This window comes from Streptomyces sp. CNT360 (assembly GCF_000424785.1).
On record NZ_KE384244.1, the window covers coordinates 84,779 to 107,776 of the forward strand.

The 22,998-nt window shown below is 71.9% G+C and carries 19 protein-coding genes and 1 tRNA gene; 9 read left to right on the plus strand and 11 right to left on the minus strand.

All coding sequences use genetic code 11. The features are described from left to right. Positions 1 to 5: 5 nt before the first annotated feature. The 3 genes from H297_RS0128060 to H297_RS0128070 are packed head-to-tail and all read right to left on the minus strand — an operon-like array spanning position 6 to position 3,176. Positions 6 to 884: a carbohydrate ABC transporter permease gene (locus H297_RS0128060; RefSeq protein WP_078514713.1), complete on the minus strand. Its 879-nt coding sequence runs from the start codon at positions 882 to 884 to the stop codon at positions 6 to 8. Then, positions 877 to 1,887, minus strand: coding sequence for a carbohydrate ABC transporter permease (locus H297_RS0128065; RefSeq protein WP_027739759.1), 1,011 nt, complete (start codon positions 1,885 to 1,887; stop codon positions 877 to 879). Before H297_RS0128065 ends, H297_RS0128060 begins: the two co-directional genes overlap by 8 nt. Then, a complete protein-coding gene (locus H297_RS0128070) occupies positions 1,884 to 3,176 on the minus strand; it encodes an ABC transporter substrate-binding protein (RefSeq protein WP_027739760.1) in 1,293 nt (430 codons plus the stop codon). The genes H297_RS0128065 and H297_RS0128070 overlap by 4 nt, the downstream gene beginning before the upstream one ends. Before the next feature lie 188 nt (positions 3,177 to 3,364). Here H297_RS0128070 and H297_RS38835 point away from each other — a divergent pair, with 188 nt between their 5' ends. Then, entirely contained in the window at positions 3,365 to 3,790 is a 426-nt protein-coding gene (locus H297_RS38835) for a hypothetical protein (RefSeq protein ID WP_037795641.1), read from the plus strand. A gap of 220 nt (positions 3,791 to 4,010) precedes the next feature. Here H297_RS38835 and H297_RS0128080 read toward each other — a convergent pair whose 3' ends face one another. After that, entirely contained in the window at positions 4,011 to 5,408 is a 1,398-nt protein-coding gene (locus H297_RS0128080) for a cystathionine beta-synthase (RefSeq protein WP_027739761.1), read from the minus strand. Between the two features lie 392 nt (positions 5,409 to 5,800). On the opposite strand from H297_RS0128080, the gene H297_RS38840 reads away from it, so the two are divergent. From H297_RS38840 to H297_RS0128095, 3 genes are all read left to right on the plus strand, one after another. Beyond that, a complete protein-coding gene (locus tag H297_RS38840) occupies positions 5,801 to 6,838 on the plus strand; it encodes an SGNH/GDSL hydrolase family protein (RefSeq protein WP_051352244.1) in 1,038 nt (345 codons plus the stop codon). A gap of 421 nt (positions 6,839 to 7,259) precedes the next feature. Continuing rightward, positions 7,260 to 8,480, plus strand: a complete 1,221-nt coding sequence (locus tag H297_RS0128090) for an acetyl-CoA C-acetyltransferase (RefSeq protein ID WP_027739762.1) — start codon at positions 7,260 to 7,262, stop codon at positions 8,478 to 8,480. A 302-nt stretch (positions 8,481 to 8,782) separates the two neighbouring features. Then, positions 8,783 to 9,982: a hypothetical protein gene (locus tag H297_RS0128095; RefSeq protein ID WP_027739763.1), complete on the plus strand. Its 1,200-nt coding sequence runs from the start codon at positions 8,783 to 8,785 to the stop codon at positions 9,980 to 9,982. 39 nt (positions 9,983 to 10,021) lie between these two features. On the opposite strand, the gene H297_RS0128100 is transcribed toward H297_RS0128095, so the two are convergent. Beyond that, on the minus strand, positions 10,022 to 10,363 hold the full coding sequence (locus tag H297_RS0128100; RefSeq protein WP_027739764.1) for a hypothetical protein: 342 nt from the start codon (positions 10,361 to 10,363) through the stop codon (positions 10,022 to 10,024). Positions 10,364 to 10,478: 115 nt separating this feature from the next. Between H297_RS0128100 and H297_RS0128105 the strand changes: the two genes are divergently transcribed. Further along, a complete protein-coding gene (locus H297_RS0128105) occupies positions 10,479 to 10,706 on the plus strand; it encodes a DUF4287 domain-containing protein (protein WP_027739765.1) in 228 nt (75 codons plus the stop codon). Positions 10,707 to 10,840: 134 nt separating this feature from the next. On the opposite strand, the gene H297_RS0128110 is transcribed toward H297_RS0128105, so the two are convergent. Further along, entirely contained in the window at positions 10,841 to 11,719 is an 879-nt protein-coding gene (locus tag H297_RS0128110) for a Bax inhibitor-1/YccA family membrane protein (RefSeq protein ID WP_027739766.1), read from the minus strand. A 248-nt stretch (positions 11,720 to 11,967) separates the two neighbouring features. Then, positions 11,968 to 12,558 carry a DoxX family protein gene (locus H297_RS0128115; protein WP_027739767.1) on the minus strand — a complete coding sequence of 197 codons (591 nt, stop codon included), beginning with the start codon at positions 12,556 to 12,558 and terminating at the stop codon, positions 11,968 to 11,970. 112 nt (positions 12,559 to 12,670) lie between these two features. Between H297_RS0128115 and H297_RS0128120 the strand changes: the two genes are divergently transcribed. After that, positions 12,671 to 13,180 carry a MarR family transcriptional regulator gene (locus H297_RS0128120; RefSeq protein WP_027739768.1) on the plus strand — a complete coding sequence of 170 codons (510 nt, stop codon included), beginning with the start codon at positions 12,671 to 12,673 and terminating at the stop codon, positions 13,178 to 13,180. Here H297_RS0128120 and H297_RS0128125 read toward each other — a convergent pair. Both H297_RS0128125 and H297_RS0128130 read right to left on the minus strand, forming a co-directional pair. Beyond that, positions 13,129 to 14,046: a nitroreductase/quinone reductase family protein gene (locus H297_RS0128125; protein WP_027739769.1), complete on the minus strand. Its 918-nt coding sequence runs from the start codon at positions 14,044 to 14,046 to the stop codon at positions 13,129 to 13,131. The genes H297_RS0128120 and H297_RS0128125 overlap by 52 nt on opposite strands. A gap of 531 nt (positions 14,047 to 14,577) precedes the next feature. Next, complete coding sequence (locus H297_RS0128130) at positions 14,578 to 15,864, minus strand: aminotransferase-like domain-containing protein (protein ID WP_078514716.1); 1,287 nt, start codon at positions 15,862 to 15,864, stop codon at positions 14,578 to 14,580. Between the two features lie 625 nt (positions 15,865 to 16,489). On the opposite strand from H297_RS0128130, the gene H297_RS0128135 reads away from it, so the two are divergent. Beyond that, on the plus strand, positions 16,490 to 16,849 hold the full coding sequence (locus H297_RS0128135) for a hypothetical protein (protein ID WP_027739771.1): 360 nt from the start codon (positions 16,490 to 16,492) through the stop codon (positions 16,847 to 16,849). Positions 16,850 to 17,066: 217 nt separating this feature from the next. Here the strand turns inward: H297_RS0128135 and H297_RS0128140 are convergent. Further along, positions 17,067 to 17,153 (minus strand) — tRNA-Leu (locus H297_RS0128140). 543 nt (positions 17,154 to 17,696) lie between these two features. On the opposite strand from H297_RS0128140, the gene H297_RS0128145 reads away from it, so the two are divergent. Together H297_RS0128145 and H297_RS0128150 are read left to right on the plus strand one after the other, a co-directional pair. Beyond that, positions 17,697 to 18,512: an ABC transporter ATP-binding protein gene (locus tag H297_RS0128145; RefSeq protein ID WP_027739772.1), complete on the plus strand. Its 816-nt coding sequence runs from the start codon at positions 17,697 to 17,699 to the stop codon at positions 18,510 to 18,512. Between the two features lie 114 nt (positions 18,513 to 18,626). Beyond that, on the plus strand, positions 18,627 to 21,170 hold the full coding sequence (locus tag H297_RS0128150; protein ID WP_027739773.1) for an ABC transporter permease: 2,544 nt from the start codon (positions 18,627 to 18,629) through the stop codon (positions 21,168 to 21,170). A gap of 100 nt (positions 21,171 to 21,270) precedes the next feature. On the opposite strand, the gene H297_RS38845 is transcribed toward H297_RS0128150, so the two are convergent. Next, the gene (locus H297_RS38845; RefSeq protein WP_078514719.1) at positions 21,271 to 22,767 is read right to left on the minus strand and encodes an SAM-dependent methyltransferase; all 1,497 of its coding nucleotides are present in this window, start codon (positions 22,765 to 22,767) and stop codon (positions 21,271 to 21,273) included. Positions 22,768 to 22,998: the final 231 nt, after the last annotated feature.

Genomic DNA, 22,998 nt, shown 5'->3' on the forward strand with positions numbered 1-22,998 from the left:
GCGGTTCAGCCCTTCATGCCGGAGAAAGCGATGCCCTGGATGAACTGCCGCTGCATCGACACGAAGACGACGATCACCGGCAGGGTGGCCAGCACCGAGCCGGCCATCAGCACCGGGTACTCGGTCAGGTGGGCGCCCTGGAGGGTGGCCAGCCCGGCCGAGAGCGGCATCTGTGAGGGGTCGGTGTTGACGACCAGCGGCCACATCAGATCGTTCCAGGACCACAGGAAGGTGAGGATGCCCAGGGCCAGCAGTCCGGGCCTGGCCAGCGGCAGGGCGATCCGCCAGAAGACGGTGAACGGGTTGGCGCCGTCCAGTCTGGCCGCCTCCTCCAGTTCGGTGGGCAGCCCCATGAAGAACTGCCGCAGCAGGAACGTGCCGAAGGCGCTGAACATGCCGGGCACCACGAGCGCCTGGAGGGAGTTGAGCCAGCCGAGGTCCTGCATGATCTGGTACTGCGGCAGCAGGAACAGCTGGCCGGGCACCATCAGCACGGCCAGGAACCCGAGGAAGAGCGCGCCGCGCCCGGGGAAGTCGATACGGGCGAAGGCGTACGCCGCCATCGAGCACAGCAGCAGTTGGGCGGCGGTGCGCAGCAGCGTCATCAGCACCGTGTTGAGGAGCTGGTCGGTGAACGGGATGGACTCGAAGACCGTCGCGTAGTTCGACCAGTGCCAGTGCTCCGGGAGGATCGTCGGCGGCACCCGGGTGGACTCGCCGAAGGACTTGAACGAGGTCAGCACCTGCCACAGCAGCGGGAAGACGGTGACGACCGCCCCCACGGACAGCACCAGGTGGGCGGGCCACAGGCGTCCCTCGCGGCGGGTGCGGCGGCCCGCGGGGCCCGGCCGGCGGCGCCCCGCCCGCACTGTCGTCTCAGCCATAGTGGACCCACCTCTTCTGCAACCGGAACTGGAGGGCGGTCAGCGCCATGATCAGGACGAACAGCACACACACGATGGCTGCTCCGTACGCGCGCTGGTTGTCGTAGAAGGACTTCTGGAAGAAGAGCATCACGATGGTCTGGCCCTCGCTGTAGGCCGGGTTCGTGACGCCGACGGAGGTGTTGGCCCCCAGGATCATGTAGATCAGGTCGAACACCTGGAGGGACTGGATCACCGACAGCACGGTGGTGAAGAAGATCGTGGGGCTGAGCAGCGGCATCGTGACGGAGAAGAACTGCCGCACGCGTCCGGCCCCGTCCAGGGAGGCCGCCTCGTAGTAGTCCTGCGGGATGCTCTGCAGGCCGGCCAGGAGCAGGATCATGTTGTAGCCGACGGTCATCCACACCCCGACCACGGCGACCGCGAACCGCACCACGTCCGGGTCGGAGACCCAGTAGGTGCCGTCGATGCCGATCGCGTCCAGCGCCTGGTTGAGGATGCCGACGTCGCCGTTGTACAGCCAGCGCCACACCACCGCCACGGCCGCCGGCATGGTGACGACGGGCAGGAAGTACAGCGTCCGGTACAGGCCCGTTCCGCGCATGCCCTTCAGGTTCAGCAGCACGGCCAGCACCATCGAGACGGGTATGCCCAGCAGCACCAGCACCGTGTACATGAGGCTGTTGCCCAGCGACTGCCACACCTCGGGGTCGTGCAGCATCGTGCGGTAGTTCTCCAGCCCGATCCACCGGGTGCCGCCGAAGGGGCCCCACTCGGTGAAGCTGAAGTACAGGGTCTGCAGGACCGGCCACAGGTAGAAGACCGCCAGGCCCAGCCCGGCCGGCGCGATCAGCGCGTAACCCCACCACTTGTCGCGGTACAGGAAGCGGCGCTCCCGTCTGCGCAGCTCCCGTTCGCGCTCCCGCGCGGACGGGCCGGAGCTCGCGGGGGTCGGCGGCGGTGCCGTCCCCGACGCCGTACCGGACTCGACGTCGACGCTCATGCGGTCCCCTCCTGGGCGAGCAGTTGGTTCATCGCCTTGGTGAGGGAACGCGACACGCTCTCCAGGCTCTCGTTCCCGCTCCAGGCCCGGGAGAGCATCTGCAGTTCCTTGTGCGACCAGGCGGCGGTGTTGGTGGAGATCGGGTACGGCGTCGCGTAGTCCACGGCGTCCAGGTGGACCTTCAGATCGAACTTCGGCATGGAGTCCACCCACGGCTGCTGGGTGCCGTTGCGCGCCGGGATGGCGGTGCCCTTGGCCTGGAGGAGCGCCCCGCGCCTGGAGGACATGAAGCGCACGAAGTCCCGGGCGAGTTCGGGGTACGGGGTCCTGGCGTAGACGACGTTGGCCAGGCCGTGGATGACACTGGCACGGTGCTTGCCGCGGGGCAGGGGGGCGACGTCCACCTTGTCGCGCAGCGCCGGATCGGCCCAGAAGACGGCCGCGTTGTACGAGCACTCGTACGTCATGGCCAGCTTGCCCGCCTGGAACATCTGGGTGGCGTCGGTGTCGGTGAGCTGCTGGAGGGTGGGCGAGGCGCGGTAGCGGTGGATCATGTCGATCCACAGCTGCAGCCCGTCGAGGGTCTCCGGGTCGGCGTAGCCGGACTGCGTACGGTCCTTGGAGATCACCCGGCCGCCGGCCTGCGGTATGGAGTTGTAGTAGTTCTCCTGTGCCCGCACAGGGGCGCCGATCCCGTAGATCCCGCGGCGCCGGTCGGTGAGGCGCTGCGCGTTCTCGATCAGGTCGTGCCACGTCCAGGAGGCGTCCGGGTGGTCCACGCCCGCCCGGTCGAAGAGCTCCTGGTTGAACCAGAGCGCGACCGTGTCGAAGTCCTTCGGCGCCCCGAACTGGGTGCCCTTCCAGCGGTAGAGCTTCGCCAGGTCGGGCGGGAAGTCGGCCGGGTCGAGGACCTTGTGGTCGCCTTCCGTCTGCAGTGGGAGGAGCTGCCCGTTGTCGGCGTACAGCCCGAAGTTGGGGCCGTTCATCCAGAACACGTCGGGCGCCGAGCCGCCGGAGCAGGCGGTGCGCAGCTTCGTCCAGTACGTCGCGTTCGGGGTGAGCTGCACATCGACCTTCACCCCCGGCCTGGTGCGCTCGAACTCCTTGGCGGCCTTCTGCATCGCCGGCATCTGGTACACGTCCCAGACGCCGTAGGTGATCCGCCCGCGTGCGGTGCCGCCCTTGGCTCGGGAGGTGGTCGGTTTCGAGGGACTGCTGCAACCGGCCGCGAACGCCGTCGTACCGAGCGTCGTCGCGGCGGCCGCTGACAGAAGGGAACGTCTGCGCACGCCGGGGGCCTTCCTGGGAGCCGGATGCCCGGAAAGCTATGTGCTCGAAGTTGACGCGTCAAGACTCGTTTCGATCAACTTCATGCAATACGGTGGGCCCTGGGCCTCCCCGGCGTGGACCTCGCACGGCGCCGGGAGTGGTGCTAGCACCACTGCGTCCCGCCCGGCGTCCCCGTACCGTGCCAGGTATGAGCGCACCCGACCCCGAGCTCAAGAAGGAGCTCGACGCGACCCTGGCGACCCGCAGGGAGCTCGGCCCCGAGTACGAGGACGAGCTGATCGACTCCTTCCTGGAGAAGGTGGACAAACGGCTCGACACCGCCGTCGACAAGCGGGTGCGCCGACAGCTCGCGGAGCAGCAGATGGTGGTCGCCCGCGGCGCCGCACCCGGCAGGCCGCAGCGGCCGTCGCCGTCCTACCCCGAGGGGCTCGGCGCGCGGCTCGGCCTGGCCGTGGCCTCACTGGTGCTGGCGATCCCGCTCTCGGCGATCGCCGTGGCCAACGCGGGCATGACCGGCCTGGCCACCTGCTGGGCCGGCATCGTCGCCGTCAACGCGCTGCAGGCCAGCCGGTCCTGGTTCACTACGGGGAAGTCGCCCCGCGACGAGCTGTAGCCTCGCGGCACCCCGTCGCACCGGTACACGTACGGTCCCGGTCGCCCGTGCGGCACCCCCGGGAGCACGCCCGGCCGTCCTGCGCGCAGGGGGACGTCCATGCCACCGGGCGCCCGGAGCCCGTGCGCCGCCCGCGCCTGCATGCGGGGCCCGGCGGCGGGCCGCCGGCACCCCGTTCCTCCGGTCCGGGCCACCGCGGTGACCCGGACCCGACCGGCCGCTACGCCGTCTGACGGGTGTCCGACGCGAGGAACGCCAGCAGGTCCTGGCGGCTGACCACACCGCTCGGCTTGCCGTCCGCCAGCACCACCGCCGCGTCGGCCCCCTCCAGCACGGCCATCAGGTCGGCGACCGGCTCACCCGCCCCCACGTGCGGCAGCGGCGCGCACATGTGCTTGTCCAGCGGGTCGCCCAGCGAGGCGCGCTGCGCGAACAGCGCGTCCAGCAGCTCCCGTTCGACGACCGACCCGATCACCTCGGCAGCCATCACGTCCGGGTGGCCCGCGCCCGGCTTGACCACGGGCATCTGCGAGACGCCGTACTCGCGCAGCACCTCGATGGCCTCCCCGACGGTCTCCTCGGGGTGCATGTGCACCAGGGAGGGCATCGGCCCCTCCTTGTACCGCAGGACGTCACCGACCCGCGCCCCGGCCGTACCGCCCTCCTCCAGGAAGCCGTAGTCGTTCATCCACTCGTCGTTGAAGATCTTGCTGAGGTAGCCGCGCCCGCTGTCCGGCAGCAGCACGACGACCACGTCCTCGGGGCCGAGCCGCCGGGCCACCTCCAGCGCACCGACCACCGCCATCCCGCACGACCCGCCGACCAGCAGTCCCTCCTCCTTGGCGAGGCGCCGCGTCATCCGGAAGGAGTCCTTGTCGGAGACGGCGACGATCTCGTCGGTGACCCCGCGGTCGTAGGCGTCGGGCCAGAAGTCCTCACCGACGCCCTCGACCAGGTAGGGGCGCCCGGAGCCCCCCGAGTAGACGGAGCCCTCCGGGTCGGCGCCGACGATCCGTACACGGCCACCGCTGACCTCTTTCAGGTACCGCCCGGTGCCGCTGATGGTGCCGCCCGTACCGATGCCCGCCACGAAATGGGTGATCCGCCCGTCCGTCTGCTCCCACAGTTCGGGGCCCGTCGTCTCGTAGTGCGAGCGGGGATTGTCCGGGTTGCTGTACTGGTCGGGCTTCCAGGCGCCGGGAGTCTCGCGGACGAGCCGGTCGGAGACGTTGTAGTACGAGTCGGGGTGCTCCGGGTCGACAGCGGTGGGGCAGACCACGACCTCGGCCCCGTACGCGCGCAGGACGTTGATCTTGTCGGTGGAGACCTTGTCGGGGCACACGAACAGGCAGCGGTAGCCCTTCTGCTGGGCCACGATGGCCAGCCCGACACCGGTGTTGCCCGACGTCGGCTCCACGATCACCCCGCCGGGGCGCAGCGCGCCCGACTGCTCGGCGGCCTCGATCATGCGCAGCGCGATGCGGTCCTTCACCGAGCCGCCCGGGTTGAAGTACTCGACCTTGGCCAGGACGGTGGCCTGGATGCCTTCGGTCACACTGGTGAGCTTGAGCAGCGGGGTGTTGCCGACAAGCTCGATCATCGACTCGTGATACTGCACCGTGGTCTCCGCGCGTAGTCGTGGTCGCCGGGCCGCGGGTCGCGGCCCGTGCCACACCATATTGGGCAACACGCGCACGCAGGGGGCGCGTTGCAGCATGGTCCGCACGGGGCAACACAGTCTTGAGGGGTGTGAACCCCGGCGCGCGGCAGGACCTTCACTCCTCCCCGGACAAGCGCGCCCCTTCTTTCCCCCACCGCCGTAGGACGAAACCGACACCACCGATCCCGACAGACCGATCCCGGCAATCGGACCGATGCCGGCAATGCGACCTCACCAGCACCCCCTGAAAACCCCTTTCACCCCGTGGCGACCGATCGACGACCTATGACGAACCCTTGACGGACCACGACGAACCATCAGAACAAGAACCCGGGAGGCGGAACAGCACAATGCCGATGTCGAAGGCGTCGAGTGCCAGAGTGGCCCGACGGATCGCTACCGCAGCCGCCTACGGAGGCGGCGGAATCGGCCTGGTCGGCGGGGCGGCGGTCGGGCTGCTCTTCACCGAGATCCAACTGGCGAAACGTCATATCGGAGGTTCCGAGGACGAGCCACCCGTGGCCGACGGTCTGTACGGCAGCGCCTTCGGCAGGCGCTACACGGGGCGCCCGCTGCACATGGCCTTCCTCGGCGACTCCACGGCGGCCGGCCAAGGCGTGCACCGGCCCCGGCAGACCCCCGGAGCCCTGCTGGCCTCCGCGCTCGCCGCCGTGGCGGAACGCCCGGTGAGACTGCGCAACGTCGCCCTGTCCGGCGCCATGTCCGAGGATCTGGAGCGGCAGATCACCCTGCTGCTGAGCGAACGGGAGCTGTCCGAGGCGCCGGACGTGTGCGTCATCATGATCGGCGCCAACGACGTCACCCACCGGATGCCTCCGGCCCGGTCGGTCCGCCACCTGTCCGACGCGGTGGCCCGGCTGCGGACCGCGGGCTGCGAGGTGGTGGTCGGCACCTGCCCGGACCTGGGCAGCGTCGAGCCCGTCGGACAGCCGCTGCGCTGGATCGCGCGGCGGCTGTCGCGTCAGCTCGCGGCGGCCCAGACCATCGCCGTCGTCGAGGAGGGCGGCCGCACGGTCTCCCTGGGCGACCTGCTGGGTCCGGAGTTCTCCGCGAACCCGCGCGAGCTGTTCGGACCCGACAACTACCACCCCTCCGCCGAGGGCTACGCCACCGCCGCGATGGCGGTGCTGCCCACGCTGTGCGCAGCGCTGGGACTGTGGCCGACGGAGGACGAGCGGCCGGACGCGCGGCGGCGCGAGGGCGTACTGCCGGTGGCGCGGGCCGCGGCGGAGGCCGCCGCGGAGGGCGGCACCGAGGTCGCGGGGATGCGCGGCCCCTGGGCGCTGCTCAAGCACCGGCGACGGCGCCGGCTTCCCGCCGCAGAGGAGGCCACCCCGCACTCCCCCGAGGAAGCCGAACACCGCTGAACCGCCGCTCCTTCCGAGCCCCGCCCCGGGAGGGACCGACCGTCGAGGACGGTGCCCCGGGGGCCGGAGCCCGGGGGCTGCTGCCCCGGGACAGCCCGGAGGAGTGGGCACCGGCAGGCCACCCCGTGGCGGCGGGCCGGTTCGGCGGCAGGCCGGTGACGGCGTACGGAGCTGAGCCGACGCGGGCGAGCGGAGCCTCCTGGCGACAGGCGGGGCGACCGAACCGGGCGGGACGCGACATCCGTTGTGAGGGGCGGGCCGACCGGTCCGCGCGAGCGGCACCGCCTTGACGGGACCCCGCTACAAAGCAAACGCTTAGAAGAGGCCCGCATCACACCGCCCAGACCGTGACCGCCACCCTACGGGCGGGTAGCTTCCGCTGCGTACCCCGCCGATCCGCCGACTCCCCCAGGAGCCCCTGATGCCCGAAGCAGTGATCGTCTCCGCCGCCCGCTCCCCCATCGGCCGCGCCTTCAAGGGCTCCCTCAAGGACGTACGCCCGGACGACCTGACGGCCGGGATCATCAAGGCGGCCCTGGCAAAGGTGCCCGAGCTGGACCCGCGGGACATCGACGACCTGATGCTCGGCTGCGGCCTCCCCGGCGGTGAGCAGGGCCACAATCTCGGCCGCGTCGTGGCCGTCCAGATGGGGATGGACCACCTGCCGGGCTGCACCGTCACCCGCTACTGCTCCTCCTCCCTGCAGACGACCCGCATGGCGCTGCACGCGATCAGGGCGGGCGAGGGCGACGTGTTCGTCTCGGCGGGCGTCGAGACGGTCTCCCGCTCGGTCAAGGGCACCTCCGACGGGATGCCCGACACCCACAACCCCCTCTTCGCCGACGCCGAAGCGCGTACCGCGGCCCGCGCCGAGCAGGGGGGAGAAGGGTGGACCGACCCCCGCGAGGACGGGAAGGTCCCCGACGTCTACATCGCGATGGGCCAGACCGCCGAGAACCTCGCCCGGCACAAGGGCATCACCCGCCGGGAGATGGACGAGTTCGGCGTCCGCTCCCAGAACCTGGCGGAGAAGGCCCTCGCCGACGGCTTCTGGGAGCGGGAGATCACGCCGGTCACCACCCCCGACGGCACGGTCGTCGGCAAGGACGACGGGCCGCGGCCGGGGGTGACGCTGGAGGGCGTCGAGGGCCTGAAGCCCGTCTTCCGTCCGGACGGCCTGGTCACCGCGGGTAACTGCTGCGCTCTCAACGACGGTGCCGCCGCACTGGTGATCATGTCCGACACCAAGGCCCGTGAGCTGGGGCTCACCCCGCTGGCCCGCATCGTGGCAACCGGGGTCTCCGCGCTCTCCCCCGAGATCATGGGGTACGGCCCGGTTGAGGCCAGCAAGCAGGCGCTGGCCCGCGCGGGCATGTCGATCGGCGACATCGACCTGGTCGAGATCAACGAGGCCTTCGCCGCGCAGGTCATCCCCTCGTACCAGGACCTGGGCATCGACCTCGACAGGCTCAACGTCAACGGCGGCGCCATCGCGGTGGGTCACCCCTTCGGGATGACGGGCGCCCGCATCACCACCACGCTGCTCAACTCGCTCCAGTGGCACGACAAGCAGTTCGGCCTGGAGACGATGTGCGTGGGCGGCGGCCAGGGCATGGCCATGGTGCTGGAGCGCCTGAGCTGACCCCGCGCACGACGGTGCTCCACAGGCGCTTCCGCACGGCGAGGCGCCCGGGGCGGCCCTGAGACGCTGCCGAGACAAAAGCGCCCCCAGGATGTGATATACACCCTGGGGGCGCGGCATTTCCGCAGGTCAGCGCGGTACGAGTGAGGCGGACCCGCTTCACCGTCTGTCCAGTTCGCCGGGATTTGCACTACGGTCGAAGAACCTTGAACGACCTCACCGACAACGCTGTTGTAGGAATTCAGGGTGAACGACCGGGGGGACCGCGTCAGGGGGAACGAACGGAACCGGGAGTCAAGTCAGTGAGCGCCATATCCCTCATCCTGCTGTGTGCGGCTGTCGCGGCCACCGCGTCGGGCGGTGCGGCACTGCACACGGCACGCGGCCTGCGCCGCCAGCTCACGGCGCTGCGCGCCGAACTCGACGCCGGGTGTGCGGCCGCCGCCCCCGCCGACGGTCCCACCGCCGCGGCCGCCACCGTTCCGCACGCCCGTCCGGCGGTCAGGGACCTGTCCGGGGACGGCGACCGCGAGGGGAAGGACGACGGCTGCTGCTCCCCCGACGCCTTCTCCCGGCAGATCCGCGCCGCCGTCGCCGCCGCGCTGGCGGACGAGCGGGAGCGCGAACTGGCCGAGGCGCGGGCCTTCTGGGCCGCGCAGGAAGCCCGCGGCTCCGACCCGGGAGCCGGCGCGCTGCTGGCCGGGCACGGCACCGAGTACGACGTCGCCCCCGGTGACTTCGCAGCCCTGGGCGGGCTGGGCGAGCCGATGGGCGCACCGGGCGATCCGGCCGCCGGTACCGGCGAGCGGGCCGGGGCCGGTGACGGGGCCGCCGAGACGGCCGGCTCCGAGACGGGCGAGATCTTCATTCCCCGCCAGCCGGGCCCCGAGGACGGGGACCTGGATGTAGAGGCGGACCTCGCCCCGCTCCTCGACCGCGACGCCGGGCACGGCACTCCCTACGGTCCGCACGAACCGTACGAGCTGCGTGAGGCGTACGAGTCGCGTGAGCCTCACGCGCCGGACGCCTCGCACGAGCCGGACGGTCCCCGGCGGGACGCGGCGGTGGATGGCGAGGCGGGCGTCGAGCCGGAGGAGTCCCCCGATCTGGCGGCCGCGCGCCGCCGCCACCCCTCCCAGCCGGACTACAACCTCAACGGGGAGCCCGTCGCCCCGGGGGCGACCCCGGCCCCGACGGTCACCTACCACGAGCGCACCATCGAGCGGCTCGCCGTCCTCGCCGACGCCGGCATCCCGCTCGCCGATGTGCGGCCCGGTCCCCTCGGCACACTGGACGTCTACCTCTTCGAGGACGGGACGACCGTGTGCCTGTCCCCGGGCCACCGCGCCACCAGCGAGGCGCTGGCCGACGCCGTGCGGCGCGGAGAGGCACCCGTGCTGATGGGCGGCTCCGGTATCGCCGGCGCCTACACCCTCACCTTCGGCTACCCCGACGGGCGCACGGCCTACCTGCTGGCCGACCGCGTCATCACACCGCTGTAGGAGGCGCCCGGAAACGACGGCGGGGCGGGCCGGCCTGGTTCAGCGGCCGGCCTGGAGGCGGGACGCCTGCACCGCGCGCAGGGCCTCGGCGAGGACGGCTCCGGCCTCCTCGGCCGGGGCCTGGCGCGCGGCAGCGGCCAGATCGTGCCCGGCGACGGCGAGTTGGTCGCCCACCGCGAAGATCCCCGCGTCCGGCAGCGTGCGCACCGCACCGCCGCTCTCCGTGAACTCCAGACGCTGCGCCAGCGCGGCCAGGTCCCGCGCGAGGGCGAGCCCTTCGGTAGCGGCGCCCCGCAGCAGCGCGCTCTGCGGTGCGGCCCGCAACCGGTCGGCGAGGCGTTCCACGGCTTCGGTCAGGGGGTGGGTGTCAACACTGGGCACGGGCTCACCCTATCCAGCCCCGTGTCCGGCGCGGGCCCTCCACACTGTTGCCAACGCCCGGACACTCAGGCAACGTGGCGGCAAGGACTCACTGCAGAAGCGTCCGGAGGCGCCGATGTCCCAAGTCTTCTCCGAAGAGACCCACCGGAACATGCTGTCCCGTATCCCGCAGTGCACCGGCCGTGAAGTCTCCGACTGGCTGCGGATGGTGGACGAAGGCCCCGCCCTCTTCCGTTTCGAGGAGAAGGTGAGCTGGCTCAGGGGCGAGCACGACCTCGCCTACGGGCACGCCAAAGCGATCATCCACGAACACGACCTGCGGCGCGCCGCGCGCCATCGTTAGGGGAGAGCGACCCGAGGACGCGGCCGCGTACGACACGTACAACGGCGAGCGACCACGAACAAGAGCGAAGGGCCCGGGAGGTGTCACCTCCCGGGCCCTTCTTCGATCCGTTCCGTCCGCCCTCGGACCCTGTGCTAGCTGTCGCTCTGCAGGATGGCGATCAGCCGCAGGAACTCCAGGTAGATCCACACCAGGGTGAGCGTGAGGCCGAACGCGGAGAGCCACGCCTCCTCCTTCGGCGCCCCGTAGGCGATGCCGTCCTCGACCTGCTTGAAGTCCAGCGCGAGGAACAGCGCACCGAGCACGACGCCGACGACACCGAAGACCAGCCCCAGGGTGCCGCTGCGGAACCCGAGCCCGTCACCACCGCCGAAGGCGGCGAAGAGGAGGTTGACGGCCATCAGGAGCACGAAGCCGATCGCGGCGGCCATCACGAAGCGGTAGAACCGCTGGGTGACCCGGATGATGCGGGTCTTGTACAGCACCAGGACGGCGGTGAAGACCGCCATCGTGCCGAGCACCGCCTGCATGGCGGCGCCGTTGACCCACTGGTTGACGTAGTTGCTCAGCGCACCGAGGAAGAGTCCCTCGAAGCCCGCGTACGCCAGGATCAGCGCGGGCGACGGCTTCCGCTTGAACGACTGCACCAGCCCGAGCACCATCGCCACCAGTCCGGCGCCGAAGGCGAGGCCGAGCGACAGGCCGGTGATCCAGGCGACAGCGGCGGCGACGACGACGAGGCCGAGAGTCATCGCGGTGCGCGCGATGACGTCGTCCATCGTCATCCGTCCGGCGGACGGCGGGGCCGTCGGCGCCGGGTACGGCTGGCCGGGTGCCTGGGTACCGCCCGCGTACGGGCTGCCCGCATACGGGTTTCCGGCGGGCGGGTTGGCGGCGTAGGGGCTGGTCGCGTACGGGTTCCCGGCCTGCGGCTGCTGCTGCGCATCGAAGCCGGCGTAGCCGCCGGCGCGGCTGAACCCCCGTCGCGAGAAGACCGGGTTTCTGCTCCTCATCTCACTCCTCCATGGCCACGCTGCGCGGCCTCGCGGTCCAGCGTAATGCGTTAGTAAAAACACCACGCTAGTGCAGAGTCAACAACGAAGAAAAGGCGCCCGTTGTTCCCTGTGCCACACGGCCACCATCGGCTCACCCGGGCGGGTGACCGCTTCCTGCGTTCCCGCACTCGTACCCGGCCAGTATCCTCTTCGTCCTGTCCGAACTCACCCGGCAGACCGCACCGGTACCTGCACGCACCGCGGCCTCAGCCGCGTACCAGCAGTACCGCACCGGCCAGCACGGCTCCCAGGACGAGCGCGGCGGCGCCGTGCACGAGCCGGTGCGGCCGCAGCAGCGGAAGCGGGAGAAGGCGGTCGGCCGCCTGCCGCCCCGGCCCGGTCAGGGTGAGCGCGGCGGCGGCGAGCGCGAGCAGCAGTTCGTACTCGACCCCCTCGGGCGCGAAGAAGCCGCCGCCCCACTTCACGGCGAGCGCGTTGAGCATCGTGCCGAAGACCGCCGCGCCGGCGAGCGGGGTGAGCAGGCCGAGCGCGAGCCCGAGTCCGCCGAGCGTCTCGCTCAGCCCGGCGACGACGGCCATCGCCTTCTCCGCGGGGTAGCCGGCCGAGCCGAAGAACTGCGCGGTGCCCTCGATCCCTCCGCCGTGGAACCAGCCGAACAGTTTCTGGGACCCGTGCGCCGCGATGGTCAGCCCGACGGCGAGGCGCAGCACGAGCAGCCCGGCGTCGATGCCGGGCTGCGACTGCTCCGTCGCGGCGGTGCCGGCGGGCAGTGGCTGCTCGGGCACCCCAGGACCGGGGGTGTTCCGAGCGGCCTGTGCGGTGTGGGGGGAAGACATGGGAGAGCCTCCTGGGGATGCGCGGCATCGACAGTGGTTCAAATTCGAAATGAGTACCCTCGACGCTACAAGGCGGTTCGAATTTGAACAACCGCGTCCGTAGAATGTCCCCATGGACGGGACCAGGTGGCTCGATGAGCACGAGATGGCGGCCTGGCAGGGTTTCCTGGAGGCGACCAGCCGGGTCTCCCGCCAACTGGAACAGCAGCTCAAGGAGGACGCAGGCCTCTCCCACCCGCAGTACGAGATACTCGTACGGCTCTCCGAGGAACCCGGCGGCGAGATCCGCATGACGGACCTCGCCGAGGGTCTGTTCACCTCCAAGAGCAACCTGACCTACCAGGTGGGCCAGTTGGAGAAGCGCGGCCTGGTACGGCGCCGTTCCTGCCCCACCGACGTGCGCGGCGTCCTCGCCGTCCTCACCGACGAGGGCCTCGACACCCTGCGTGCCGCGGCCCCCGGTCACGTCGCCACCGTCCGCGCCGCCCTGATCGACGTGCTGGAGCCCGGCGAGATCGACACCGTCGCCCGCGCGCTGGGCCGCGTCGGCGCCCGCCTGCGGCCCGCGCGTCAGGGCACCGGAAGCGCGGAGAGCGGCGGGATGAGCACCTCCTCCTCGTAGGCGAGGTGGTCCTCCAGCTCCCGCGTCATCCGCGCGAGTTCGGCACGGAAGCGGTCGGGATCCGCGGTCGCCACATCGGCCAGCAGACCCTCCAGTTCCCGGCGGACACGGTCCACCGTGCGGTGCTCGGTACGCAGCCGTTCCAGGGCGGGCGCCAGATCGGGATGCTTCTCGGCCAGCACCGGGAAGACCCCCTGGTCCTCCGAGGTGTGGTGGGTGTGCAACGAGTCGCAGAAGGCGAGGCAGTGCTGCCGGATCTGGAGTCCGAGCGGGAGCGGCGGGGCGTCCGCACCGGCGGGCAGCTCCGCACGGGCCCGCACGTACGCCTCCGCCTCGGCGGTCACATGGCGCAGCTGTGCCCGCAGCCAGGTGTGGACCTCCAGGAGCTTGTCGACGAGGCCGGTGAACGGCGTCTCCTCGGCGGAGCGTTCCAGCCGCACGACGGGCAGAGCCCGAGAAACCCGCGCCTGGTAGTCGGCGTACCCGGGGGCCTCCCGTACGACGTGCGCGAACAGGTGCTCCCGCTCGGCGCCCTCGGTGGGCACCGCCACGGCTCCGAAGCACTCCTCCCCCACCTCCACCCGGACCATGGGGTGGGCGAGGAGATTGTGGTACCAGGCCGGATGGTGCGGCGCCCCGCCCGCGGAGGCGACGACCAGGAGCTGACCGTCCTCGTCGCGGACGTAACCGAGGGGCGAGGTCTGTTCCAGGCCCGTGTGGGCTCCCTGCGTGGTCAGCAGCAACAGGTTGCCGCCCTCGAACGGGCCGCCGACCTGCCCCGCGTTGGCGCGGAACTCCTCCACGACGGCTCTGTTGAAGTCGCTGACGCGCGGCGGGGTGGGTGGAAGGGGAGAAGAAGAGGTCAAGAAACAGCTCCAGGAGAGACGGGAGGGCCGCACCGGCTCAGGCCCGCACACACGCGCGCAGGCGTGCAGACGTGAACGTGCACGCCTACGCGCGCACGTGTGCGAGGAGGCCCGGGGGCCCGACGGACGCCACGGGGGCGGAAGAGAAGTCGACGGGGAAAAGCAGACAGCGCGCGCCGGCTCGCATCAGGCGGCGGCAGCGGCAGCGCCGGGACGGCCGCGCTGTGCGTCAGCCGTCAGCAGTACGTGTCAGACGAGCCCGGCGGTGTAAGTACGCACGATGCACTCCTCACGTCAGGTGCCTCCATGCCACTGCCGTACACGCGGCAGCGTCACGCGACACAGCCGCCTATTCAACACGCCCCGTGCCACCCGGACAAGGGTGGGGCGGGGCGGGCATTCCGGCCCCGCCCGTCGGGAGTCATCCGCGGCGGAGGCGGCCGTCCCGCGGAAGAGCTGAGGTCCACAGGGGTGGCGTACCCGCGACGGTGGGCGGCGCGGCCCGCGTGGGCAGGGGCGCTCCCCCCCGTCTCACTGCGCCGGCCGCAGTACCGTGCCGAGCCGGCGCAGCCCCTCGCGGATCTCGCCCGGGGTGTGCGTGGTGTACGACAGCCGCAGGGTCGCCGGGTCGGGCGGGCCGGCGAAGAACGGCGCACCCGGGACGTAGGCGACGTCGTGCGCGACCGCCTCGGACAGCAGCCGGGTCGCGTCGTGGCCCTCCGGCAGCCGCGCCCAGACGAACATCCCGCCGGCGGGACGGTTCCAGGTGCTGCCGGTGGGCAGCGCCGCGGACAGCCCGTCCACCAGGGCGTCGCGGCGCTCCCGGTAGGGGTCGCGGACCCGCCCCAGGTGGGCGTCCAGATCGTTGTCGGCCAGGTAGCGGGCGGCGGCGGCCTGGTCGACGGTGGAGCAGTGCAGGTCGAGGGACTGCTTGGCGACGACGCAGGCGCGGCGCAGCGCGGCGGGCGCCCGCAGCCAGCCGAGCCTCATGCCGGGAGCCATCACCTTCGAGAAGCTGCCCAGCAGCACCGTACGGTCGGCCGCAGGGGGCAGCGCGGCGAGCCACGGCATGTGCGCGCCTTCGAAGCGCAGTTCGCCGTACGGGTCGTCCTCGACGAGCCACAGTCCGTGCCGCGCGGCCACCTCGGCGACCGCCTCACGGCGGGCGAGCGGCAGGGTGCGCCCGGTCGGGTTCTGGAAGGTGGGCACCAGGTAGAGCAGTTTGGGCCGCTCCCGCTCCACCGCCTCGGCGAGGGCCACCGGGTCGATGCCCTCCTCGTCGGACGGGACGGGCACCACGCGCGCTCCGGCGAACCCGAAGCACTGGAGCGCCGCCAGATACGTGGGGTCCTCCACCAGCACGGTGTCACCGGGCTCCAGCAGCGCCGTCGCGAGCAGGGTGAGTGCCTGCTGGGATCCGGTCGTCACCAGCAGCGCCTCGGGGCCCGTCGGCAGCCCCCGGCGCCCGAGCCGCCCGGCCACCGCGGCCCGCAGCGCCGGGTCGCCCTCGGTCGTGGAGTACTGGAGGACGCGGTGTGCCTCCTCGCCGAGCACCCGGTCGTAGGCGGCGCGGATGCCGTCCGCGTCGAACAGCTCGGGCGCCGGCAGCCCGCCGGCGAACGAGATCACCTCGGGCCGCTCGGTCAGCGCCAGGATCTCCCGTACGGGCGAGGCACCGACCGAGGCGACGCGGGCGGCGAGCGGGGGCGCGGGAGCCGGGGAAGCCGCGGGAGCCGGGGAAGCCGCGGGAGCCGGGGAAGCCGGGGAAGCCAGGGAAGCCAGGGAAACAGCCCCGTCCGTGAGCGTGCTGGGAGTCATTCCCGCAGCCTAGAAGCGTGGCCACAACCCTCCCAGCGGTATCCGCATGGTGGGCAGCCCCGCCGGGAAACCGCCGACTTCCCGCGCCACCGCCGGGCGCCGGCAGACGCCGTCGGAAGTCGCCCGGCGCCGCCCGCCGTCGTCACGCGTCCCGCCCGAGGACCGGCCGCCGGACGCGGGCGGCCCGGGGCGGCAGCGCGTCCACGTCACGCTCCGCGTCGACCGGCAGGGCCAGATACGTACTCCGGCGACGGAAGGGCGACGGTGACGGTCCCGGGCGACCCGGCAGGCGCTTCCTGGGTCGCCGGGCCGCGGCCCGGGGGGAGCCTTTCGGGTGCATTCGGGCGCTTCACGGGGCACCGTCCGCCGTACTCCGCGGGGGCGCTCCGCGGTGCGGGAGCGGGCCACGGGCACAGCCGGGGCACGGACTTCTCTTGCCTGCACGGACGCACCGGCGGAACGCGGGAGCCGCACCGTCCCGCGAATCGCCGGTTGGGATCACGTCGAACGGGTACCTGCGGGCCGATATTGGGCCTGGAGCGATGCGCGGGGCCGTCAGAGGGCGGGCCCCGCACGCCCGACGGTAGGCGAGCCAGCGAGAAGGCGAGAAAGGGAGGCCCGGCAGATGGCATCGGAGATGTCCGAAGGGGAGAGGGAAGTTTCCGTGGAGCTCAGCGACTGCGCCTGCGAGGACGCCGAGGCGGTGTTCGGGATGCTGAGCGGGCTGTTTCCCTCGGACTGGAGCGAGCAGCGGCCCGAGGGCCGCGAGGCCAACGTGTGGCTGTCCCGTTTCGATGTCTCCGGCGCCGGCGGCCGTCCGGCCGATGTGACGCTGGGGTCCCGGGTGACGGCCGAACTCCAGGGCTCTCCGCAGGCGGTGGACAAGCTGCACGGCGTGCTGACGGAGGCGTTCGGCGTCACCGAGGTGATGGAGGTCGCCGGTGACCAGGAACGGCAGCTCCGCCTCCGCCTGGAGACCCGCTGAGCCCCTCATGGCGACGCCCCGCCGCGTGGGGCCCGCCCGCGGGCGGCGGGCGGTTTCGGCCATGCCGTCCGGCACACCACCGAAGGGGTCACCAAAGAAGGTGACCCCATGGTCCGTTCGTCATTCGAAGGACTGTCGCCCCACGTGCCGCGGGAGACGGGGCCGGCTCCTGGGAGCCGGGCCCGCGGACCAGCCGAGGGCCAGGAATCCTGACCGGTGGTGCCCGGAGCCGGACTTGAACCGGCACGGCCCGTGAGGGCCAACGAGGTTTAAGCTCGTCGTGTCTGCATTCCACCACCCGGGCACCGGCCTCCGGGACCGCTCCGTGCACCGCCGGGCGCACACGGCCCACCCCAGGACGCGGGACGAGCCTATCCAGGGTCATCCCCCGAACAGCGGATCGACAGACCGATGTTGTCTTATTTTATTGGCAACTGACGGAGCATCAGTGCCACCCGGGCCACTTCGCGGCGGTCTTTTCCACGGGCCCGGTGCGCCAGAAATGACGGAAAGTCGCCGTTCGGTCACGGGCCATCCCCGCGCGTACCGGCCGGAGGCATATGCCAGCGGTCTCTGCCCAGTACAGCAGGGGCTCTTCCCCGGCGATCGCGGAGCCCGGCTCGAAGGCGTCGCCCTCGCGGACGAGGAAGGCGCCGCCGTGCCGTCCGCCTCTCAGGGTCGGCCGTCATCCCCAAGGAGGACCGGGCCGCCGCGGGCTACCTCCGAAGACTCCCCCGGAAACAAGAGCCGGGGCTGATCCGGCGCGGGGATGCGGACGGAACGATGGAAGGCACGTGGAAGTTCCGATCCGGCTTCCCGCCACCTACCTCCCGACAGGAGCCCCGCCGTGACGACCAGCACCCGTCCGCAGTACCCCGCGGGTGGCCCGTACCCCGGCGCCCCCGCAGCCCACACGAGCACCGGCGTCGCCGCGGCCCGGGCCACGGACCTGTCCAAGGTCTACGGCCAGGGCGAGACCCAGGTCGTCGCCCTCGACCGGATAACGGTGGAGTTCCGGCAGGCCGAGTTCACCGCCATCATGGGCCCCTCGGGCTCCGGCAAGTCCACGCTGATGCACTGCATGGCGGGACTCGACGCGATCAGCAGCGGCAGCGCCCGCATCGGGGACACCGAGCTGACCACGCTGAAGGACAAGAAGCTGACCCAGTTGCGGCGCGACCGCGTGGGCTTCATCTTCCAGGCGTTCAACCTGCTGCCCACCCTCAGCGCGCTGGAGAACATCACGCTGCCGATGGACATCGCAGGGCGCAAGCCGGACAAGGCGTGGCTGGACAACGTCATCCGGACCGTCGGCCTCGCCGACCGGCTCAAGCACCGCCCCAACCAGCTCTCCGGCGGCCAGCAGCAGCGCGTCGCGGTGGCCCGCGCCCTCGCCTCCCAGCCGGAGATCATCTTCGGTGACGAGCCCACCGGCAACCTCGACTCGCGGGCCGGCGCCGAGGTGCTCGGCTTCCTGCGCAACTCGGTGCGGGAGCTGGGCCAGACCGTGGTGATGGTCACCCACGACCCGGTGGCCGCCGCCTACGCGGACCGTGTGGTCTTCCTCGCCGACGGCCGCATCGTCGACGACATGGCCGGGCCGACGGCCGACGGCGTGCTGGAGCGGATGAAGTCCTTCGACGCCAAGGCGCGCAGGAGCTGAGCCACCCGCCCGCCGCGCAGCCCCGCCCGGGACCGCGGCCCGCCGCGCCGGGCCGCTCGGGCCGGGCCGACCACCCGTTGGACTTCTCGCAGAAGGACCTCCCAGGACTTCCTCATGCTCCGAACAGCCTTGCGCAACGTCTTCGCGCACAAGGCCCGGCTGCTGATGACCATGCTCGCCGTTCTCCTCGGCGTCGCCTTCGTCTCCGGCACCCTGGTCTTCACCTCGACCATCTCCGACGCGTTCCACAAGAGCTCCGAGAAGGGCTACGCGGACGTCGACGTCTCCATCCGGCAGGACGAGAGTGACGCCCCCGAGGGCCGTGACACCGTCGCGCCGTTGAGCCAGCGCACCCTCGACAAGGCCGCCGACCTGCCGGGGGCCGCCTCGGCGTCCGGTGTCGTCTCGGGCTTCGCCGCGCTGTCCGGCAAGGACGGCAAGCTGGTCGGCGACGGCTTCTCCTCCCAGGGCGCCAACTACTACGCGGGCGGCAACGGCAACGGCACCGACTCGCGCTACCCGATGAAGGACGGCGCGGCCCCCCGCGGCGAGGGCCAGGTCGCGCTGGACGCCAAGACGGCGCAGCGCACCGGCTACCAGGTCGGCGACACCGTCCGCATGTCGGTGAACGGCCCGGTGCGCGAGGAGAAGGTCACCGGCATCTTCACCACGGACGACGGGAACGTCGCCGCCGGCGGCACACTCGTCCTCTTCGACAACGCCACCGCCCAGAAGCTGTTCGCCAAGCCCGGTGAGTACACCGAGATCTCCCTCAAGGCGGACCCCGGGGTCTCCCAGGCCGCGCTCAAGCAGCAGGCCGAGAAGGTCCTGCCCGCCCACACCGAGGCCGTCACCGGCAAGAAGCTCGCCGACGACGAGTCGAAGAACATCGAGAACAGCATGTCGGGGATGAAGACGAGCCTGCTGGCCTTCGCCGGTATCGCGCTGTTCGTCGGCATCTTCATCATCGCCAACACCTTCACCATGCTGGTCGCCCAGCGCACCAAGGAGCTGGCGCTGCTGCGCGCGGTCGGCGCGAGCCGCCGCCAGGTGACCCGCTCGGTGCTGATCGAGGCGCTGGTGGTGGGCGTCGTGGCCGGGGTGGCCGGGATGGCCGCGGGCGTCGGCATCGCGGCCGGGCTGCGCGCCCTGGTCGGCAACATGGGCACGATGCCCGACGGTCCGCTGGTGGTCGAACCGAGCACCGCTGTCGTCTCGCTCGTCGTCGGCGTCCTCGTCACCCTGCTGGCCGCCTGGCTGCCCGCGCGGCGGGCCGCCAAGATCCCGCCGGTCGCGGCCATGGGCGCCCTGCACGCGCCGGCGACGACGCGCTCGCTCATCGTCCGCAACACCATCGGCGCCCTGTTCTCCGCCGCCGGCATCGCGCTGGTGCTGATGGGGGCGGAGGCCGACGGTGGCAGCGGCAAGGGCCCCATGGGCCTGGGTGCGGCGCTGCTGGTGATCGGCGTGTTCGTCCTCACCCCGCTGCTGTCCCGGCCGCTGATCGCGGCGGCCGCGCCGGTGCTGCGGCTCTTCCGGGTCAGCGGCAGGCTCGCCCGGCAGAACGCGGTGCGCAACCCGCGCCGCACGGCGGCGACCGCCTCCGCGCTGATGGTCGGGCTGACACTGATCACCGGTCTGACGGTCATCGCCAGCGGTGTCCAGCAGGCCGTCGAGAAGATGGCTTCGGGCTCGCTGAAGGCCGACTACACCGTCTCGATGGCCAACTTCACGCCGCTGTCCCCCGCGGTGGAGAAGAAGCTCGCCCAGTCGGACGAGGTCACCGCGACCTCCCCGCTGCGCAACGCGCGGGCCAGCATCGGCGGCGACACCGAGTACCTCACCGGCGTCAACGGCTCCACCATCGGGCAGCTCACCGACCTGGACTTCACCTCCGGCGGCCTGTCCGGGCTGGCCGGCGGCAAGAAGATCGTCGTCGACAAGAAGACGGCGCAGTCCAAGGGATGGAAGGTCGGCTCCGAGGTCCCGGTCACCTACCAGGACGGCCAAAAGAGCACGCTGAGCGTCGGCGGGCTCTACGAGGGCAACCAGATGATCAAGGGCATCCTGCTCGACAACAAGGCCGTCACCCCGCACATGGCCAAGGTCGCCGACATGCAGGTCCTCGCCAAGACGAAGGACGGCGCCAGCGACGAGGTCAAGGACGCCCTCACGAAGCAGCTCGGCGACAACCCGGCCGTCCAGGTGGAGGACAAGAAGGACGTCTCCGAGGGCATCGCGCAGATGATCAACATCCTGCTGAACATGCTGTACGGGCTGCTCGCGATGGCCGTCATCGTCGCCGTCCTCGGGGTGATCAACACCCTGGCCATGTCGGTGTACGAACGCGGCCAGGAGATCGGGATGCTGCGCGCCATCGGGCTCGACCGGCGCGGCATCAAGCGGATGGTGCGGCTGGAGTCGCTGGTGATCTCCCTCTTCGGCGGCGTGCTCGGCATCGGCCTGGGCGTCTTCTTCGGCTGGGCCGCCGGTGAGCTGATCGCCGGGGCCGGGCTGGACACCTACTCCCTGGTGCTGCCCTGGGACCGGCTGGGCATCTTCCTCGCCCTCGCCGCGCTGGTGGGCGTCCTCGCCGCGCTGTGGCCCGCGCGGCGGGCGGCCAAGCTCAACATGCTGGCCGCCATCAAGACGGAGTGACACCGCCACCGGGGCGGGGCGGCCGTGCAGGGCCGCCTTGCCCCGGTCACGGGCCTCTCCTGCGGCGCCCCCACCCCTGGCCGGGATGAGGGCGCCGCTGTCAGTCCCGCGCCCCCGGCTCCCCGTCGGCCGGGGCCGGCTCCGGCCCGTCCGGATCCGCCTTCGCCGCGGCCGGGTCCGCTGTGCACCCAGCCGGGTCCCGTTCCGTCGGCGGTGCCGTCGCGTCAGCCGTCCAGGTACGCGTCCGCAGGGGCAGGCCCGAGGCGCCCGACTCCGGTGTTCTGACGGCCAGCACCTGGTTGACGCCGATCCGGTTGCGCTCGAAGGCCAGCGCGGAGGCGGCCATGTACAGTCGCCAGACCCGCGCCCGGCCCGGTGTGGTCAGCCGGGCCGCCCGCCCGAAGCCGGCCTCCAGGTTGCGCACCCAGGCGCGCAGCGTCAGCGCGTAGTGCTCGCGCAGCGCCTCCACGTCCCGTACCTCGAACCCGGCGTCCTCCAGCAGCCCGACCGTGCGGCCCACCGGTGCGAGCTCGCCGTCCGGGAAGACGTAGGCGTCGATGAACTCGTCGACGGAGTAGCCCTCCTCGTCCGCCAGCGGGCGCCGTGCGATCTGGTGGTTGAGCAGCCGCCCGCCGGGGGCCAGGAGGGCGTACAGGTCGTCGGCGTACTCCCGGTAGCGCGCCGCGCCGACGTGCTCGGCCATGCCGACCGAAGAGATCGCGTCGTACGGCCCGCCCTCCCCCGGGGAGGTGCTCCGTGCCGCCTCCTCCTTCGCCAGCTCCCGGTAGTCCTGCACCCGGATCTCCACCCGGTCGGTCAGCCCCTCCTCGGCGACCCGCTTGCGGCCGTAGGCGGCCTGCTCACGGGAGAGGGTGACGGCCACGGCACGCACCCCGTACTCGCGGGCCGCGTGCAGGACGAGGGAGCCCCAGCCGCCGCCCACGTCCAGCAGCCGCTGCCCCTCCCGCAGCGCCAGCTTGCGGCAGATCAGGTCGAGCTTGTCGTGCTGGGCCTGCTCCAGGGTGCCGCCGGGCTGCCAGTAGGCGCAGGAGTAGACCATGCTGGGGCCCAGCACCAGTTCGTAGAAGTCGTTGCCGACGTCGTAGTGGTGGCTGATGGCCTCGCGGTCCCGCCGGAGGGTGTGCCGCAGCCCCGTACGGCGCGCCACCTCCTCCGCGGGCGGCGCCGGCGGCAGGCCCGGCCCGGCGAGCTTGACCATCTCGGCGGCGGCCCCGCGCGCGTCGGGGTCGCGCGCGAGAGTGAGGGCGCCGCGCAGCCAACCGGGCACGATCGCGGCGGAGTTGCCGGATGCGGCGGCGTCGTCCGGATCGCGCTCCCAGATCAGCCCCGCCAGCAGCGCCAGCGCCGCGTACAGGTCCCCCTCGACGTCGAGGTCCCCGGCGACCCAGGCCCGCGCCAGCCCCAGCTCGCCCGGCCGCCACAGGACGCGGCGCAGCGCCCTCCGGTTGCGGACGACCAGGACGGGGGCCCCGGGCGGCCCCGCCTCGCTGTGGTCCCACGCCCGCACCCGGACCGGGAGCGGGACCCCCAGTACCTGTTCCGCGAGCGAGACGATCCGGCTGGCGGCACCGGCCATTGAGCACACCTCCGTGACAGGAAGGGGTGGATTCCCCTTACACGTAACACGATCGAGGGGTGGTGTATGCCCGCTGTGCACGCAAATCCGGCCGTTGCCGTACGGCCGGTACGGCGTCCGGGTAGCCCGGCTGCACTGTCCGGAGCTGTCCGGAGCTGTCCGGAGCTGTCCGGGAGCGCTCTCCGGTCACCGCGAGGGCGTCCGGACACGACGAGGGGGCCGGGGACGACG